Raw genomic sequence first — 15,982 nt, 5'->3', positions numbered from 1 at the left:
GGTCACCAGAACTTCCACCAGGGTCTGCCGGCAGAGGTTCCCGGTCCGCGTCGCGGCGCCGGGACAGAGGTGGCGGCCCTTCGCGCTGCCCGGCGCTCCTGCCACCTGCGCACCTGCTCGTCGACGTCGCGGGTGGGCGTGACGATGGGTGGGCCACCCTGGAGCTGTCGCCTGGCGTCGACGACACGGGCGTTGAACTCCGCGACGATCTCCCGGACGCGCTCCTCCATCGCCTCGAGGTCGAGCCGGGCGTCGAGCTCGGCGTCGTCCTTCCGGAGCTGGGCCGACGGCAGGACGCCGGTGATGTTCTCGCGCTCGATCAGGCCCTTGACCCACCAGTCGGGGTCGTGCTTGCCGCCGATGCCCGGGATCGGCTTGCCGTGCAGGGGCAGGTTGTCGAACTCCCCGCGGCGCATCGCCTGGTCGATCACCACGTCCACGTAGCGCGAGCGCTCCTCGACACTCATCGCCCCCGGACGCCTGCCCTCGTCGGCGCCGTCCTCGGCCGGCTCGGCGTCGGCGTCGCCGGCGTCGCCGGGGGTGGCGGGCTGCTCGGCGCGCTCCGCCTCGGCCTCCCGGTCCACGCGGTACTGCGCGGCCCGGCGGAGGGGGTCGTTGTCTGCGTCGTCGCGCGATCCCGGCGCCATGGCGGTCATGTTACAACTTTCACAAACGGCCGGAAAGGGCGACCAGAGCCGACAGCTCTCACCTCAGATGGGTGTCGAGCGCGTCGATCAGCGCGCGGGAGCTTCTGATCATGGTCAGGGTCTCCGCTCCGCTCAGGTAGGTGGTCCCGTAGTGCGCGTTTGATTTCTCCGCCAGAACGCGCGAGAGCTTCTTTGCGAGCTCCCGTCCGTCGGGATTGACGGTGGCGAGCAGGTTTTCGGCTTGCCCATGATCCTGCCCGATGGCGCAACGTCCGAGTCGGGCACCGCAGATCGCGTCCGAGGCCGCGATGGCAGCCAGTGCCGCGAGCCCGCCTGCTACCTGGCGTTCGTCCGGCGCCTCACCGAGGACCATCTCGCCGACCTCTTGGTACTTGCGTGCCGTCGCTGCGCGCACTCGGACGTCGCCACTGGTCATTGTTCGGGTTCGGGGCTGCTGGCGTGGGGTCATCAATGCTCCTGGAGGTACGTGCGGATGTCCGGTCCGGAGACATTGCGAGCATCCGAACGGAAGGAATCGACGATCGGGTCCCCTTGGCGTACGGCGTCATGGAGTCGTGCCGGCGTAGTCAGGTAGATCTGTACGGCCTGACCTGTGGCCGCAGCGAGCTCTTTGCGGAGCTCATCAGCGAGGTTCTGGGCGCGCTCATCCACGTCGGTGACGACCACGGCAAGGTCCACGTCCGAGTCCAACCGGGCCTCGTCACGCGCTACAGAGCCGAAAACCGCCACCGTGACAGATAGAGGATCGTCGGGACCATGCTCCGCCATCACCTCGGTGACACGCGACCGGAACTGCGTCCACGGATCAAGGGCGGAGAAGGCTGCGTCGATCGCGGGAAATCCGAGGTGCTCCCGGTTCAGGGTGTGTGTTGCCGCCATGCCGACGCGGGAAGACAGGACGATCCCCTGCAGGGCGAGTCGTGAGAGCGCGAGCCGGATGCCTCCGACGGAGCCCTTTCCCGCCACGCGATGCACCTCGGCGCCCGTCATCGGCGCTCCTGCGCGCCACAGGACGCGGAGAACGACGGGCTCCAAACCCGATCCGAAGACGTGTTCCGGGTGAGTCCAGTCCATGGTTGTCCTTCCGGGTGCGGCGGCACTGGCCGAGCGACTCACAATTGTATCGCTAGCGACATAATTATGTTGCGTGCCATACAATTGTGAGCATGAGCCCATGGTCCGATGCTCGGCCATGTGGGGACCAGGCAACCTCCTCGTGGTCTCGGCCGTGGTGGGTGGTATGAACGCCGAGACAGCCGAGCAGCCCGTCGTCGACCCGGCACGCGCCAGCGTGCTGGTCGCGCGCGACACCGACGCGGAGTTCGTCGACTTCGTGACGTCGGCCGGCCCGTACCTCTACCGGACGGCGTACCTGCTGTCGGGCGACGCGCACCAGGCCGAGGAGCTGGTCCAGGCCACGTTCGAGCGGACGTACCGGGCGTGGGCGAAGGCCCGGGTAGGGGAGCCGCGGGCCTACGCGCGGCGCATCCTGATGAACCTCCGCATCGACGGCTGGCGCAAGGACCGGCGGTCCGCCGTGACGGACGACGGCGTGGTGCCGCTCTCGCCCCTGCCGGACCACGCGGACGACGTCGCGGTCCGGGACGAGCTCGGCAGGGCGCTGCGCTCGCTGCCCCTGGGGCAGCGCCGGGTCGTGGTCCTGCGGCACCTGCTCGACCTGTCCGAGGCGCAGGTCGCCGACGAGCTCGGCATCTCGGCGGGCACGGTGAAGTCCACCAACTCCCGCGGGCTCGCGCGGCTGCGCTCGCTGCTCAGCGCGTCGGCGATCGGCGCCGCGCCGGAGTTCCGGGCCGACGGCGGCCAGGTGCTGCGGCAGGCGCGGGCAGCGGCCCGACGACGGCGCGTGATCCAGGCCGTGGTGACCGTCGCGGGGGTGTTCGTGCTGGTCCTCGGCCTCCTGCTGGCCGGTCCGGTCCGCATGCCCGGCCTGGGTCCCGTGGTGCTGCCCGGCAGCGAGTGGTTGCGCACGGTGCTCGGGCTCGACGGCGGGGGGATCTCCGCCCTGCCCTTGGACCACACGGACACCGCGGCGTGCACTCGGCCTGATGACGAGGCGCCCACGACCTCGGTCGACACCCGATCCGTCCACTGGGGCGACCTCGCCGTCACCGGGACGATCGACGCCGCGGACGCGCACGAAGTCGAGCGGTGCGTCGACGTCATCATCGACCATCAGTGGCCCAGGGCCGGGGTCGAGGCGACGACCCTTGGCGAGGGCGAGAGCGTGCTCAACTGGTCCGACCCGTACGAGACGCTCGACGGCGACCTCATCCGTGGCCCGTTCACCCTGGAGGCTCTGGCCCCGGACGGCAAGGGGGGGCGGGACGTGATGCCGCTGGCGGAGACCGAGCAGGTCGACGGGCGCTGGCCGCAGATCCGGAGCCTGGTCCGTCAGGACGACCGGGCCGCCTGGTTCGAGACGCCGAACACCCAGATCGTGGGGACGCTGCCGTGGACCCTGCGGCTCCTCGACGAGGGCGGGAGCGTGGCGACGGTCAGCGATTCCTCGGTGCTGAAGGACGCGGAGGCCGGGACGGCGGCGCTCGCGGACACGCTGCTCGGGTGGACCACCACGCCGAACGTCGCACGGACCCGCTGTAACCAGACGCTCCACACGGCGGCGCTCGACGGATCCGTGCCGGTCCGCACTGGTGTCCGGGAGCGCGTCTGTGCCCTGGGATCGACGCCGGACGGCCTGCTGGTCGCGTACGAGGAGGGGTCGGGCGGCCCGGGCATCGGAGCCGGATCCGGTAGGACGACCGTCTTCGAGCTGGTCCCCGGCCAGGGCGAGGCGGAGTCGCAGACGCTCGTGTCGGTCCGGAACGAGGATCTCGGGTACGAGCCGGTGTCCGCGCTCGGCTACGACACCGGACAGCTCGTCTTCGCCACCGGTGACCTGCTCTACCTGGTCGACGTGTCCACGTCCACGACCCTCCGTGTACGAGGATCCTCGCCCGTCAACGCCCTGGACGTGTCCGCCGGGACCGTCGCGTGGTCGACCGAGGATGGTGCTGCCTACGCGATGGTGGACAGGAACGGCGCGCCGAGCGTCGTCCGGCTCTCTCGCGACCGGGCCGCGGTCGGGATCCACGGAGACCACATCGCCTGGAGCAGCCTCGGCGACGACGGCGTCGCGTCGTTGACATTCGGCCGGGTGCGCTGGTGAACCTTGCCCGGCGGGCCGCCGTCGGACTGCACCGTGGGCCATGATGGCGACATGAAGGTCTCTCGCCGGTCCCACGTGCCCCCGTTCGCCGTCATGGAGGTGCTCGCCGCCGCGAACGCGCGCCGCGCCACCGGTGCGGACGTGCTCAACCTCTGCGCGGGGGAGCCGTCGACCGGTGCGTCCGACGTGGTGCGGGAGCGCGCCATCGCCCTGCTCCGCGACGGCAACCTCGGGTATACCGAGGCGATGGGCGTGCCGGCGCTGCGCGCCGAGATCGCGGGCCACTACCAGCGCTGGTACGGCGTAGACGTCGACCCCGCGCGGATCGCCGTGACCACGGGGTCGAGCGGTGGGTTCGTGCTCGCGTTCCTCGCGTCGTTCGACGTCGGCGACCGGGTGGCGCTCGCGCGGCCCGGCTACCCGGCCTACAAGAACATCCTGTCGGCGCTGGGCTGCGAGGTGGTGGAGCTGGACTGTGGTCCCGAGACCCGCTACCAGCCCACGGTGTCGCAGCTCAACGAGGCCTACTACGGCGGCGGGCTCGACGGCGTCATGGTCGCCTCGCCCGCGAACCCGACCGGCACGATGATCACGCCGGTAGAGCTGGCGGCCGTCGCGGAATGGTGCGCCGACCACGACGTGCGGCTGATCAGCGACGAGATCTACCACGGCATCGCCTACTCGGACGAGGTGGCGCAGGCGACGGCGGCGACGTTCGTCGGCCGGGGCGCCGTCGTCGTGAACTCGTTCTCGAAGTACTGGGCGATGACCGGCTGGCGCCTCGGCTGGCTGGTGCTGCCCGACGAGCTGGTCGCGCCCGTCGACGCGCTCGCGAGCAACGTGGCGCTCTCGCCGCCGGCGCTCGCGCAGCACGCGGGTATCGCCGCCTTCTCGCCCGAGGGGTACGAGGCGGCCGCGCAGAACGTGGCGCGGTACGCGTCGTCGCGCAGGCTGCTGCTGGAGCGGCTCGGCGGGCTCGGCTGGCGGCCCGTCGCCCCGGCCGACGGCGCGTTCTACCTGTACGGGAACATCGCCTCGTTCGGGCTCGACTCGGTGACCTACTGCGCCCGCCTGCTCGCGGAGGCCGACGTCGCCATCACGCCCGGCACCGACTTCGACGGTGTGCACGGCAAGGACTGGGTGCGGCTGTCGTTCGCGTCGTCGCTCGACACGGTGTCGCGGGCGGTGGACCGGATCGAGGCCTGGCACAAGACGCTCTGACGTCGGCGGCAGGTTCACCCTGTGGACGCCCTCAATACTGCGGTCCAGGGGCGCCCACGTCTGGCACGATGCGGTGTGCTCCCGGTTTCCGGGCCCGTCTCCCGCGAGGTCAGTCCATGATCATCGGTGCACGAAAGATACTCGTCTCCGCGCTGGGCGTCGCGCTGGGCGGCAGCCTCCTGACTGGTCTGCCCGCGGCCGCCGCGGGCACCGACGCGGATGGCCCGTCGCCCACGGCGTACGCGCGGACCTGGTATAACCTCGCGATCGCTCCGGCGACGGCCCCTGCGGGAACACCGGTCCAGGTCCACGGCTACATAGGGATTCAGCCGGACACCATCTGGGAGCGATCCCAGCCTGGGCGGGGACTGCCGGTCGACATCTACTTCGATCCGTCCGGTACGGCTCCTCGCGAGCGCGTGGCCACGGCCGTCACCAATGACGATGCGTGGTTCGCCAAGACCTTCAGTCCGACGACCTCAGGTACCTACGACGTCGTCGTCGCGAACCAGGGCTCAGATGTCATGGGCACCAGGACTGCCAAGTTCACGAGACGCTCTGCAAGTCAACCGGTCCGGTCGGTGGTGGTATCGGGATCCAAGGGTGGTCACACCGCACGAGTCCGGGTGGCGGTGCAGGACGTCGTCACAAAGGTCGAGCCGCAGACCGTCTATCTCGACGCGGGAATCCTGACGCCGGGGTATTCAGCCAACGCCGTTGCCGGGCCCTCGATGACCAACCGCCGCGCGGAGGGCCGCTACCGGAAGGGCGGCGTGCTCACCGCCGATCAAGATCTGTGGGACACGCCCTACAGCGGGTCGCGCACCTATCGACTGTCGGCCCTGCACCCTGCCGGGCTCTACGACGTCTACTACGAGGGGCCGATCCGCGTGGAGGCGGATCACTGGGACATCGACGGCGATGGCTCGCGGCAGTCCGTAGATGTCCCGATCCCATGGAAGTCGGTCACGACCGTGCGGGTCCGACGCGCCAGCAGCACCAAGATCTCGGCGTCGGCGACGTCGCTCACGGGGGCGAAGACGATCACGCTCCGTGGCGCGGTGCGCAAGGTGCAGCTCGTCAGCAAGAACAAGGCGGCGGTCCGGCTCTCGCCGAACACGCCCGTCAAGCTCTACTTCGACCCGGCCGGCGCGCCCGGCCCGGAGTACAAGAAGACTGTGCGGACCAACTCGAAGGGCTACTACGCCACGACGTACCGCACGACCCGGTCGGGCACCTGGATCGCGAAGTATCCGGGTACGGATCTCCAGGCGCCTTCGAAGGGGGCCGTCACCGTCGCCGTGAGGTAACGCGTGCGGCTGCGCCGACTCACCCGCGCCGGCGCAGCACCTCGGGGAGCAGCACCCACAGGAGCACCATCACGACGAGCGCGGCGGAACCGGCGACGATGCCCGCCGTCCGCCCGACCACGACGTCGAAGACGAGTACCGCCACGCCCGTGATCACGAGGGCGAGCACGGCGAGCGCGATCCGGGTGATGCGGTCGGTCAGCGTGACGATGTTGCCCTTCATGCGCTTGCGGAAGAGCGCACGGTGGACACTCACCGGCGCGACGATCAGCGCGGTCGCGACCACCGCAGCGATGACGAGCGCCAGGTAGACGTTCACCTGGTACCGGTCGAGGTCGGCGAACCGGGACTGGAACGGCAGCGTGAGCAGGAACCCGGTCAGGATCTGCACGCCGGTCTGCATGACGCGCAGCTCCTGGAGCAGCTCGTTCCAGTTCCGGTCCGCGCGCTCGTTGGGCGTCTCCTGGCGTCCGTCGGTCTGCATAGTCCCCATTCTTACCTGGCGTCCGATTTACCGAGCTGGGCGAGGGAAATTCACCCGCTCGCATCACCGCCTCCCGTGGCCCGCCACTGCCCGCCGGGAGAACATCTGGCTGGGCGGGACGCGTCCGCGTCCCTCTGACGAGGGGGCTGCTTTGAACAGATCGAGGATGCGTGCGCCGATGGGCCTGGCGCTCGGGGCCGCACTGCTGATGACCGGCGTCGCCGCGACACCGAGCGTCGCGGCCGAGGTGAGCACGGCGCCGCCGCCGGGCATCACCGCGGACCGCGTGACCAACAAGGTGGATGACGTCGTCGTCTCCGCGAAGATCTCCCTGCCACCCGGCGGGGACGTGGTCGGTTCCGTCACCGGAACCCTGGCCATCACGCACAACGGGTCCTCGGCGGCCATGCGCTCCGGGCGCATGACCATGATCGACCCTGAGGGCCGCAGCCTGACCGGTGCGCAGTTCGTGGCCTCCGGGACGGCGAACACGTGGACCTCGACCGTCCAGCTCCCCGCCGACGTCGAGTCCGGCACCTTCGAGGTCTCGGTGAACGCCGAGATCGACGTGACCACCGCCGACGGCGTGGTCAAGGTGCCGATCCGCACGGCGGACCCGGTCCTGGTGCCGTTCCGGGCCAAGCGCAACATCCCGCTGATCTGGACCTCGACGTCGAGCGCGCCCGCGGGCTCGACCATCTCGGTCCACGGCGCCGCGAACATCCGGAGCCTCGGCACCGGTGACTACTCGCCGGCCACGGGCCAGGAGGTCAAGCTGTACTTCGATCCCTCGGGCGACGCGCCGGAGCGCTTCATCGACACGCTTACGACCGACGACCGCGGCTACTTCACGACCCGGCAGAAGCCGGGCGCGTCGGGCAAGTGGCGTGCCGAGATGCCGATGACCGACACGGGCGCGAAGGCGGTGTGGACCCTGACCTCGGCGGAGCGGGCCCGCGACACCACGCTGCGCGAGGGCACGGTTACCGCCACCGCGGGTGGCTTCACGGCGGGCGACCACCTCATGACGCACGACGTCGTGCTGGGCCTGGCCCCGGTGCAGCGTCGCGTCGACGTGGGCAGCCTCGACTTCACCGTGGGCGGCACGTCCGGCTGGCTGAGCGCCGAGAGCCGGCGCGGCGAGGGCAACTTCCCCGACGGCTACCGGGTGCAGCGGGACCTGACACACTCCGGGCTCGGTACGAGCCACGCGACGTTCACCTTCAACCCGACGCTCCCCGCCGGCATCTACGACATCGGCATCCGCGACGAGATGAAGGCATGCTCCGCACCGGACTGGGACGGGCTCGAGGGCGGCACCAGCAACTGCACGCACAACGTGCTGGTCGAGGACCCGACGGTCACGACGATCGTGGTCAAGCGGGCGAGCACCACGACCGTGGCCGCCTCGCGGACGTCGGTGCCCACGGCGCGGACCATCACGCTGAGCGGCGACGTCGAGCGGGTCCAGCTGGTGACCGGCGGCGGCGCGGCGATCCGGCCGGCGCCGAACGTCGCGGTGAAGGTGTACTTCGACCCCGCGGGCTCGGCGGCGCCGGTCCTCAAGAAGGAGGTCACCACGGGCGCTGACGGCACGTTCACGACGTCGGTCCGTGCCACCACGTCGGGCAAGTGGATCGCCAAGTACGCCGGGACGAGCCTGGTGGCGCCGTCGAAGGCGGGCGTGAACGTGTCCGTCGGCTAGCTCCATCTCGGCCGACGGCGGACAGGGGTCCGCCTCCGCCAGGCGATCAGGCATGGGTTCTCACGCGGATCCATGCCTGATCGGCTGGTGGGGGCGGACCTTTGTGCTGGGCGGAAGTTCACCCGGAAAAGGACCCGCTGGGAATCGCTTGGACTGGCAGGATCTGTGCTTGCTCCCGGTTCCCGGGCCCCCTTCTCCCCCTCGAGGTGTCCCTTGGTTGTCGGTGCCCGAAAGCTGTTCACTTCTGCGCTTGGGCTGGCGCTCGCCGGGAGTTTGCTGGGCGTGCCGGCGGCAGTCGCGGCGAGCCCCGTCGACGCAGGCTCGAGCTCTGTCGGCCCACAGAACTCGTACACCAACTACAACGTGTACTTGGCGCCGAATACTTCGACAGTGGGTGCGCCGGTCCAGCTCCACGGGTACCTCTGGGACTCAGAGGCCCGGCCCTCCATCGGGGCGGAACTGCTGATCTACTTCGACCCGGTCGGGACGGCGCCGCGTGAGGTCGTGGACACGGTCATCACCGATGAATACGGTGCCTTCGCTCGGATGTTCACACCCCGTACCTCCGGGACATACGAAGTCGTTGCCCAGATTGCGGGTTACGTCCGTGGTACGAACAAGGCGAACTTCACCGTACGGCCGGCCGACCAGACCGTCCGATCCGGAGTCATCTCTGCATCGAAGAACGGCTACACCGCCAAGATGCGAGTGACGACCCAGGACGTCGTGACCCGGGTAGAGGCACAGACGGTCTACCTCGATATGGGGATTCAGACGCTGGGCGCTTCCGCGCCCAGCGACCGTTTCCCGTATCTGAGCAATCGCCGCGCTGAGGGGCGGTACTGGGTGGGTGAGTTCGCTGCCCCCGGGTCGGCGAAGCTCACTTCCAATTACAGCGGGGTGCGTACCTATCGCATGTCCGCCTTGCATCCTGCAGGTCTGTACGACGTCCATTACGACGACTCCGTCCGTGTCTACAACGAGTACTGGGACATGGACCGTGACGGCATCACCCACCTCACAGAGGTCCAGATGCCGCACAAGCCCATCACCACCATCCGGGTCCGCCGCGCCAGCACGACCACCATCGCCGCGTCGTCGACGTCGTTCACGGGCCCCCGCAACATCGATCTGCGCGGCTCGCTGCGCCGCGTGCAGCTGGTCAGCGACACCAAGGCGGAGAATCGCCTGGCGCCGAACACGGCGCTCAAGCTGTACTTCGACCCTGCCGGTCAGGCCGGGCCTTCCTACGTCAAGACCGTCCGCACGGGGCCGACGGGCGCCTACCGGACGACCGTCAGGACCAGCAGGTCCGGCACGTGGATCGCGAAGTACGAGGGCACCAGCCTCCAGGCACCGTCGAAGCGCTCGGTGACGGTCACGGTCCGCTAGCCGTTGGTAACACGAAGCTTCGCCTCGAGAATGCCATCAGGCATGGGCTTCCACGCGATTTCCTGTCTGATCGCATTCTGGTGGCGGACCGGCTGTGCCGCACAGAAGTTCACCCGCCCGAAGTGCGTATAGCGGCCTTTCGAAGTGTCCTGGGCTGGCAGGATTTGGGTTTGCTCCCGGTTCCCGGGCCCCATTCTCCCCGCGAGGTATCCCATGGTTGTCGGTGTCCGAAAACTGTTCACTTCTGCGCTCAGCCTAGTGTTCGCCGGGACGCTTTTGGGCGGGTCGCCGGCGACTGCCGCGAGCACAGATGACATGGCCCCGAACTCGGTCGGGTCGTCGGCTGCGGCCACGAGCTATGACCTTGTTCTCGCGCCGAACGCCGGGCCGGCTGGTGCACCGGTCCAGGTGCAGGGGTATGTCGGGGACGAAGGCATGTTCAACCCGCAGGTCGGAGTGACAGTGACGATCTACGTCGATCCCGCCGGGACCTTGGCGCGCCGAGCCGTCGCGACTGCTGTCACCGACGACGAAGGCTGGTTCGCGACGACGCTCCAGCCTCGCACATCGGGTACCTACGAGGTGCTTGTCGTAGGTGGAGGCGAGGTCCGGGGGGTCAACACCAGGGAGTTCACGGTTCGGCCGACCAGTCAGACCATTCGATCCGCTGTCACCTCGGCCTCGAAGAACGGTTACACCGCGAAGATGCGAGTGGTCACTCAGGATGTCGTGACCGGGGTTGAGCCGCAGACCGTTTACCTCGACTTCGGCATTATGGTGCCGGGCACTCACCACAACCTGTATGACATCCCGTACCTGAACAATCGGAGGGCCGAGGGGCGGTACGGCGTCGGCGAATTCCATGCAGGTGGGACGGCAAAGTGGTCTACGGCCTACAACGGCGTGCGGACTCTTAGGATGTCCGCGGTTCATCCCGCAGGTCTCTACGACGTTTACTACGACGGTTGGATAGGCGTCTACCAGGACCAGTGGGACAGTGACGGCGACGGCGTGAGAGCTACGCAGGAGATCATCCGGATGTCGCGCAAGCCCATCACCACCATCCGGGTCCGGCGCGCCAGCACCACCACTGTCGCCGCGTCATCGACGTCGTTCACCGGGTCCCGGAACATCGAGCTGCGGGGATCGGTGCGCAAGGTGCAACTCATCAACTTCCGCGAGGCGGCGAACCGTTTGGCGCCGAACACCGCGGTGAAGCTGTACTTCGACCCGGCCGGTTCGGCCGGTCCTGTCTACAACAAGACCGTCCACACGAACTCGAAGGGCGCCTACCGGACGACCGTCAGGACCAGCAGGTCCGGCACGTGGATCGCCAAGTACGAGGGCACCAGCCTCCAGGCGCCGTCGAAGCGCTCGGTGACCATCACGGTCCGCTAGCCGCCTCGGCCGCGCGAAGGTCCGCCTCCAGGAGGCCATCAGGCATGGGTTCTTGTGCAGAACCGGGCCGGATCGCCTTCCGGAGGCGGACCTTTCGCGTGCCGGTTCCACTGCAGTATCTGTCCGCCCCGCACCATCCGATGAGCTTTTGACCAGGGCAGAGACCAGGTCTAGCCTCCAAGTATGACCAGATCAACGAATCTGGTCATACTTTCACGAAGCGGAGGCGGGTATGAGTGCGGCAGCACCGACGCGGCGGCGCGGCACGGCGCAGCGACGGGTCGAGCGGGCGGAGCGGATCCTCGACGCCGGCACCGAGCTCGTCCTGCGCTGGGGCTACGACAAGACCACCATCGACGACGTCGCCAGACTCGCCGGGGTCGCGAAGGGCACGATCTACCTCCACTGGGGCAGTCGTGAGGACCTGTTCGCCGCGCTCATGCGCCGGGACCGGGCCGAGATGATCGGCGCGGTGCGTCGGCGACTCGGGGAGGACCCGGCGTCCGCGACCCTGCCCGGGCTGTTCGGCCATCTCGCGCACGAGATCCACCGGCGTCCGCTGCTGCAGGCCGCGATGGTGCAGGACTCCGCGGTGCTGGGCAAGCTCGTGGCCCGCAAGCAGACGAGCACCACGACGCCCGAGATCGTGGTCCCCTTCGGTGAGTACCTGGCCACGCTCCGGGAGCACGGGGCGGTGCGTGGCGACCTGAGCGTCGAGGACCACCTCACCGTGATCGCCGCGGTGCTGCACGGCTCGCTGGTCTCGCTCCGGATGATGCCCGAGTCCCTGCGGGTCTCCGACGAGCGCGCCGGTGAGCTGATCGGCGACACGCTCGCGCGCGCCTTCGCCGCGGACCACCCGCCGTCCGACGCCGCCCGTGCCGCCTGTGCGGACGCCACCCGTGAGTTCGTCGACCAGGCCTACGCGGTCGCGCGGGCCAAGCTGCGGGAATCGCTCGGCGACGACCTCCCGCCAGAAGAAGGGGAACCGTCGTGAGCACCGAGGTCACTAGCTCGTTCACGCTGCCGCTCGCGGATCCCGCGGCGGTCGACCTGGCCATAACCGGCGGCAAGGGGGCGTCCCTCGCGCGTCTGGCTGCGGCCGGGCTGCCGGTGCCCGGCGGCTTCCACGTCACCACCGACGCCTACCGGGCGGCCGTGGCGGGCGCCCCGCAGCAGGCCATCGTGGCCGCCGCGCGGGACGTCGTCCCCGACCGCCCCGAGACGCACGAGGCCGCGGCGGTCCGGATCGCCGAGGTGTTCGCCGCCCTGGAGATCCCGCGGACCGTGGCCGACGCCGTCCGGGCCGGGTACGCCGGTCTGCTCGCCCCGGGCGGTTCGCCCGACGCCGCGCCCGACCGCGACCCCGCCGTCGCCGTCCGCTCCTCCGCGACGGCTGAGGACCTGCCCGGCATGTCGTTCGCCGGTCAGCAGGACTCGTTCCTGGACATCCGGGGCGCGGACGCCGTGCTCGACGCGGTCCGGAACTGCTGGGCCTCCCTGTGGACGGCGCGCGCGATCGGCTACCGGGCGCGGCACGGCATCCCTGCCGACGAGGCGGCGCTCGCGGTAGTGGTGCAGCGGCTGGTCGACGCCGACGTGGCCGGCATCCTGTTCACGGTCGACCCGATGACGGGCTCGCGGGACCGGGTGCTGATCAACGCGGCCTGGGGGCTGGGCGAAGCTGTCGTCGGCGGGCAGGTCACGCCCGACACCTACCTGGTGGCCCGGGTGGGCGGCGCTGTGGAGGGCACGGTGAGCACCAAGGAGGTCCGCACCGTGCGGACCGCCGCCGGTACCCGTAACGAGCCTGTCCCCGCCGAGCTCCGGGACCGCCCCGCGCTCACCGACGCGCAGGCGGCGCGGCTCGCCGCGCTCGGGGTCCGCATCGAGGAGCTGTACGGCGTCGCGATGGACGTGGAGTGGGCGCTGCACGGCGGCGAGCCAGCGGTGCTCCAGGCGCGCCCTGTCACGGGCGCGGCGGGCGAGGTCGCGGTCACCGAGGTGTGGAACGACAGCCTGCTGGGCGACTTCCTGTGGACGAACGCGAACCTCGGCGAGGCGCTGCCCAGCGTGATGACGCCGCTGACCTGGTCGCTCGTGCAGATCTTCATGGCCAACGCGATGGCCGACACCGACATCGGCGTGCCCGCGTACGGCACCATCGGCGGCCGGTTCTACATGAACCTCAGCACCACCGAGACCGTTGCCCGGACGCTCGGCCTGCAGAAGACCGTCGACGCGGCGTACCGGGAGGTGTTCGGGCGGCTGCCCGGTCAGCCCGACATCCCGGTGGTCCCGATCGGCCGCGCGGAGCTGATCCGGCGGCTCCTGCCCATGGTGGGCCGCAACCTCACGACGCTCGTCCGGGACGTGCGGGCCGTGCCGGGCTTTCTGCGCACCGCCGAGCGGCGCGGCACGGAGCTGCGGGAGCGCGCGGCCGCCGTCGTCGGCCCGGCCGAGCTCGCGGACTTCTGGGACGCCGAGCTCGGCCCGTACCTGGAGGCTGCGTCGCGCGTGCTGCGGGGTGCCGCCCGGCAGGACGGCACCAGGCTGCTCACCCTGCGCCGGGACCTGCGCGCATTGCTCGGCGACGCGGACACGGAGACCCTGACCTCGGGCCTGTCGTCCGGCGGGCACGCGCTGGCCAGCATGGAGACCCTGATCGGTCTGCGCGAGGTCGCTCTCGGCCGGCTCGACCGCGCGACGTACGTGACGCGGTTCGGGCACCGCTGCGTCGACGAGTTCGAGGTCTCGCGGCCCCGGCCGGCGGAGGACCCCGCCTGGCTCGACCGGCAGATCGCCGCGGCGGCCGGGACCGACGTCGACGCGCTGCTCGAACGGCAGGAACGTGCCCGGGCCGCCGTCTGGCAGCGGCTGGAGGGCCTGTCCCCGCGCCGGGCCGCGACGCTGCGCAGGCAGCTCGACCGGTGGGCCCGCAACGCGCGCGGCCGGGAGAGCGCGCGGTCCGAGGTGATCCGCGCGTTCTGGGCCCTGCGCGCCTTCGCGGTGCGGGCGGGCGAGCTCACCGGCCTGGGTGACGACGTCTTCTACCTGCACGTCGACGAGCTGCTGGCGGTGCTTCGCGCGCCGTCCGGCCCCAGCCGACGTGCGGGGGAGCGGGGCCCCGACGTCGTCCCCGTGCGCCGCGCGACCTACGACCTCTACCGGAGCCTGCCGCCGTATCCCACGGTGATCCGCGGCCGGTTCGACCCGGTGCGGTGGGCCGCGGATCCGGAGCGGCGGTCCGACGTCTTCGACGAGCACGGCCAGGAGGCCGAGCGGTCCGACCACGTCCGCGGCTTCCCCGGGGCGTCCGGCGTGGCCGAGGGCGTCGCCCGCGTGGTGCTCTCGGCAGACGACGGCGAGGCGCTGCTGCCCGGCGAGGTGCTGGTGACCGTGGTGACCAACGTCGGCTGGACCCCGCTCTTCCCGCGCGCGGCCGCCGTCGTGACCGACGTCGGCGCGCCCCTGTCGCACGCCGCGATCGTCGCGCGGGAACTGGGCATCCCGGCTGTCGTCGGCTGCGGCAACGCGACCATGCGGCTGCGCACGGGCGACCGGGTGCGGGTCGACGGCGAGCACGGCACGGTCGAGGTGCTCGCGCCAGGTGAGGGCGGCTAGAAGACCGGCTTGCCGCCGGTCACGCCGAGCACCGTCCCGGAGACGTACGAGGCCGTGACCGGCGACGCGAGGAAGACGAACGCGGGTGCCACCTCGGCGGGCTGCCCGGCCCGGCCCAGCGGGGTATCGGTGCCGAACGACGTGATCTTCTCCTCCGGCTGGGTCGCGGGCTGGAGCGGGGTCCAGATCGGCCCCGGAGCCACCGCGTTCACCCGGATGCCGCGGGGTCCCAGCTCGGCCGCGAGGTTCACGGTGATGTTGTTGATCGCTGCCTTGGTGGCCGCGTAGTCGAGCAGCGACGTGGACGGCTGGAACGCCTGGATCGACGAGTTGTTGATGATCGAGCTGCCCGAACCCATGTGCCCGAGCGCGGCCTGCGTCACCCAGAACAGGGCGTACAGGTTGGTCTTGAGCACCCGGTCCAGCTCCTCGGTGGTCACGTCCGCGACCGACCGCCGCCGCGCCATCTGGTACCCCGCGTTGTTGACCAGCACGTCGATGCCGCCCAGCTCGCCCGCGGCCCGGTGCGCCACGCCCCTCGCCGTGGCCTCGTCCCGCAGGTCGCCCGGCAGCAGGGAGCACTGGCGTCCCGCGTCGCGCACCAGCTCCGCCGTCGCCCGGGCATCGTGCTCCTCCTCGGGCAGGTAGGACAGGGCGACGTCCGCCCCCTCCCGCGCGAACGCGATGGCGACCGCGCGCCCGATCCCGGAGTCTCCGCCGGTGACCAGCGCCTTGCGGCCGACGAGCTTCTCACTGCCGACGTAGCTCGTCTCGCCGTGGTCCGGCTGGGGGTCCATCCGGTCGGTGGTTCCCGGCGGATTCTGCTGCTGCGGTGGGAACGCCTGGTCCTCGCTCATGTCGTCCTCCATCGTCGTGCGACGTCTCGACGGCTCCTCGTTGAACCCACTTCACGCTAGCCCGAGGGTTGACCCGCCGCACATCCCGCACGCTCGGAGCCGTCCGGCCGGTGTGTCAGCCCTGCACCGGGCGGAC

13 protein-coding genes are annotated in these 15,982 nt (G+C 70.4%); 8 read left to right on the top strand and 5 right to left on the bottom strand.

Annotated elements, in window-relative coordinates; genetic code table 11:
• Positions 1-2: 2 nt before the first annotated feature.
• From ACH47X_RS09855 to ACH47X_RS09845, 3 genes are read right to left on the bottom strand one after another with little or no spacing between them, the layout of a single operon-like run.
• Positions 3-647 (bottom strand): DnaJ family domain-containing protein, encoded by a 645-nt coding sequence (locus ACH47X_RS09855; protein ID WP_397404023.1) that lies wholly within the window; start codon positions 645-647, stop codon positions 3-5.
• Between the two features lie 58 nt (positions 648-705).
• Complete coding sequence (locus ACH47X_RS09850) at positions 706-1,116, bottom strand: hypothetical protein (RefSeq protein ID WP_397403731.1); 411 nt, start codon at positions 1,114-1,116, stop codon at positions 706-708.
• The gene (locus ACH47X_RS09845) at positions 1,116-1,658 is read right to left on the bottom strand and encodes a nucleotidyltransferase domain-containing protein (RefSeq protein WP_397403729.1); all 543 of its coding nucleotides are present in this window, start codon (positions 1,656-1,658) and stop codon (positions 1,116-1,118) included. The genes ACH47X_RS09850 and ACH47X_RS09845 overlap by 1 nt, the downstream gene beginning before the upstream one ends.
• Positions 1,659-1,908: 250 nt before the next feature.
• On the opposite strand from ACH47X_RS09845, the gene ACH47X_RS09840 reads away from it, so the two are divergent.
• The 3 genes from ACH47X_RS09840 to ACH47X_RS09830 all read left to right on the top strand — a co-directional run bounded on the left by ACH47X_RS09840 (position 1,909) and on the right by ACH47X_RS09830 (position 6,386).
• Complete coding sequence (locus tag ACH47X_RS09840) at positions 1,909-3,855, top strand: SigE family RNA polymerase sigma factor (RefSeq protein ID WP_397403727.1); 1,947 nt, start codon at positions 1,909-1,911, stop codon at positions 3,853-3,855.
• Between the two features lie 51 nt (positions 3,856-3,906).
• A complete protein-coding gene (locus tag ACH47X_RS09835; RefSeq protein WP_397403725.1) occupies positions 3,907-5,076 on the top strand; it encodes a pyridoxal phosphate-dependent aminotransferase in 1,170 nt (389 codons plus the stop codon).
• 116 nt (positions 5,077-5,192) lie between these two features.
• Positions 5,193-6,386: a hypothetical protein gene (locus tag ACH47X_RS09830; protein WP_397403723.1), complete on the top strand. Its 1,194-nt coding sequence runs from the start codon at positions 5,193-5,195 to the stop codon at positions 6,384-6,386.
• 19 nt (positions 6,387-6,405) lie between these two features.
• Here ACH47X_RS09830 and ACH47X_RS09825 read toward each other — a convergent pair whose 3' ends face one another.
• Entirely contained in the window at positions 6,406-6,870 is a 465-nt protein-coding gene (locus ACH47X_RS09825) for a DUF6328 family protein (RefSeq protein ID WP_397403721.1), read from the bottom strand.
• Positions 6,871-7,021: 151 nt separating this feature from the next.
• Here ACH47X_RS09825 and ACH47X_RS09820 point away from each other — a divergent pair, with 151 nt between their 5' ends.
• From ACH47X_RS09820 to ACH47X_RS09800, 5 genes are all read left to right on the top strand, one after another.
• Positions 7,022-8,575 carry a hypothetical protein gene (locus ACH47X_RS09820; protein ID WP_397403719.1) on the top strand — a complete coding sequence of 518 codons (1,554 nt, stop codon included), beginning with the start codon at positions 7,022-7,024 and terminating at the stop codon, positions 8,573-8,575.
• Positions 8,576-8,788: 213 nt separating this feature from the next.
• On the top strand, positions 8,789-9,967 hold the full coding sequence (locus tag ACH47X_RS09815) for a hypothetical protein (protein ID WP_397403717.1): 1,179 nt from the start codon (positions 8,789-8,791) through the stop codon (positions 9,965-9,967).
• Positions 9,968-10,282: 315 nt separating this feature from the next.
• Entirely contained in the window at positions 10,283-11,365 is a 1,083-nt protein-coding gene (locus ACH47X_RS09810; RefSeq protein WP_397403715.1) for a hypothetical protein, read from the top strand.
• Positions 11,366-11,597: 232 nt separating this feature from the next.
• On the top strand, positions 11,598-12,362 hold the full coding sequence (locus ACH47X_RS09805) for a TetR/AcrR family transcriptional regulator (RefSeq protein WP_397403713.1): 765 nt from the start codon (positions 11,598-11,600) through the stop codon (positions 12,360-12,362).
• On the top strand, positions 12,359-14,989 hold the full coding sequence (locus tag ACH47X_RS09800; protein WP_397403711.1) for a PEP/pyruvate-binding domain-containing protein: 2,631 nt from the start codon (positions 12,359-12,361) through the stop codon (positions 14,987-14,989). Before ACH47X_RS09805 ends, ACH47X_RS09800 begins: the two co-directional genes overlap by 4 nt.
• Here ACH47X_RS09800 and ACH47X_RS09795 read toward each other — a convergent pair.
• Positions 14,986-15,846: an SDR family oxidoreductase gene (locus ACH47X_RS09795; protein ID WP_397403709.1), complete on the bottom strand. Its 861-nt coding sequence runs from the start codon at positions 15,844-15,846 to the stop codon at positions 14,986-14,988. The two genes, ACH47X_RS09800 and ACH47X_RS09795, sit on opposite strands and share 4 nt — an antisense overlap.
• Between the last annotated feature and the right edge of the window lie 136 nt (positions 15,847-15,982).

The organism is Promicromonospora kroppenstedtii, from assembly GCF_044389675.1.
GTDB lineage: Bacteria > Actinomycetota > Actinomycetes > Actinomycetales > Cellulomonadaceae > Promicromonospora > Promicromonospora kroppenstedtii.
This window is presented reverse-complemented; position numbering and strand designations above follow the sequence as displayed.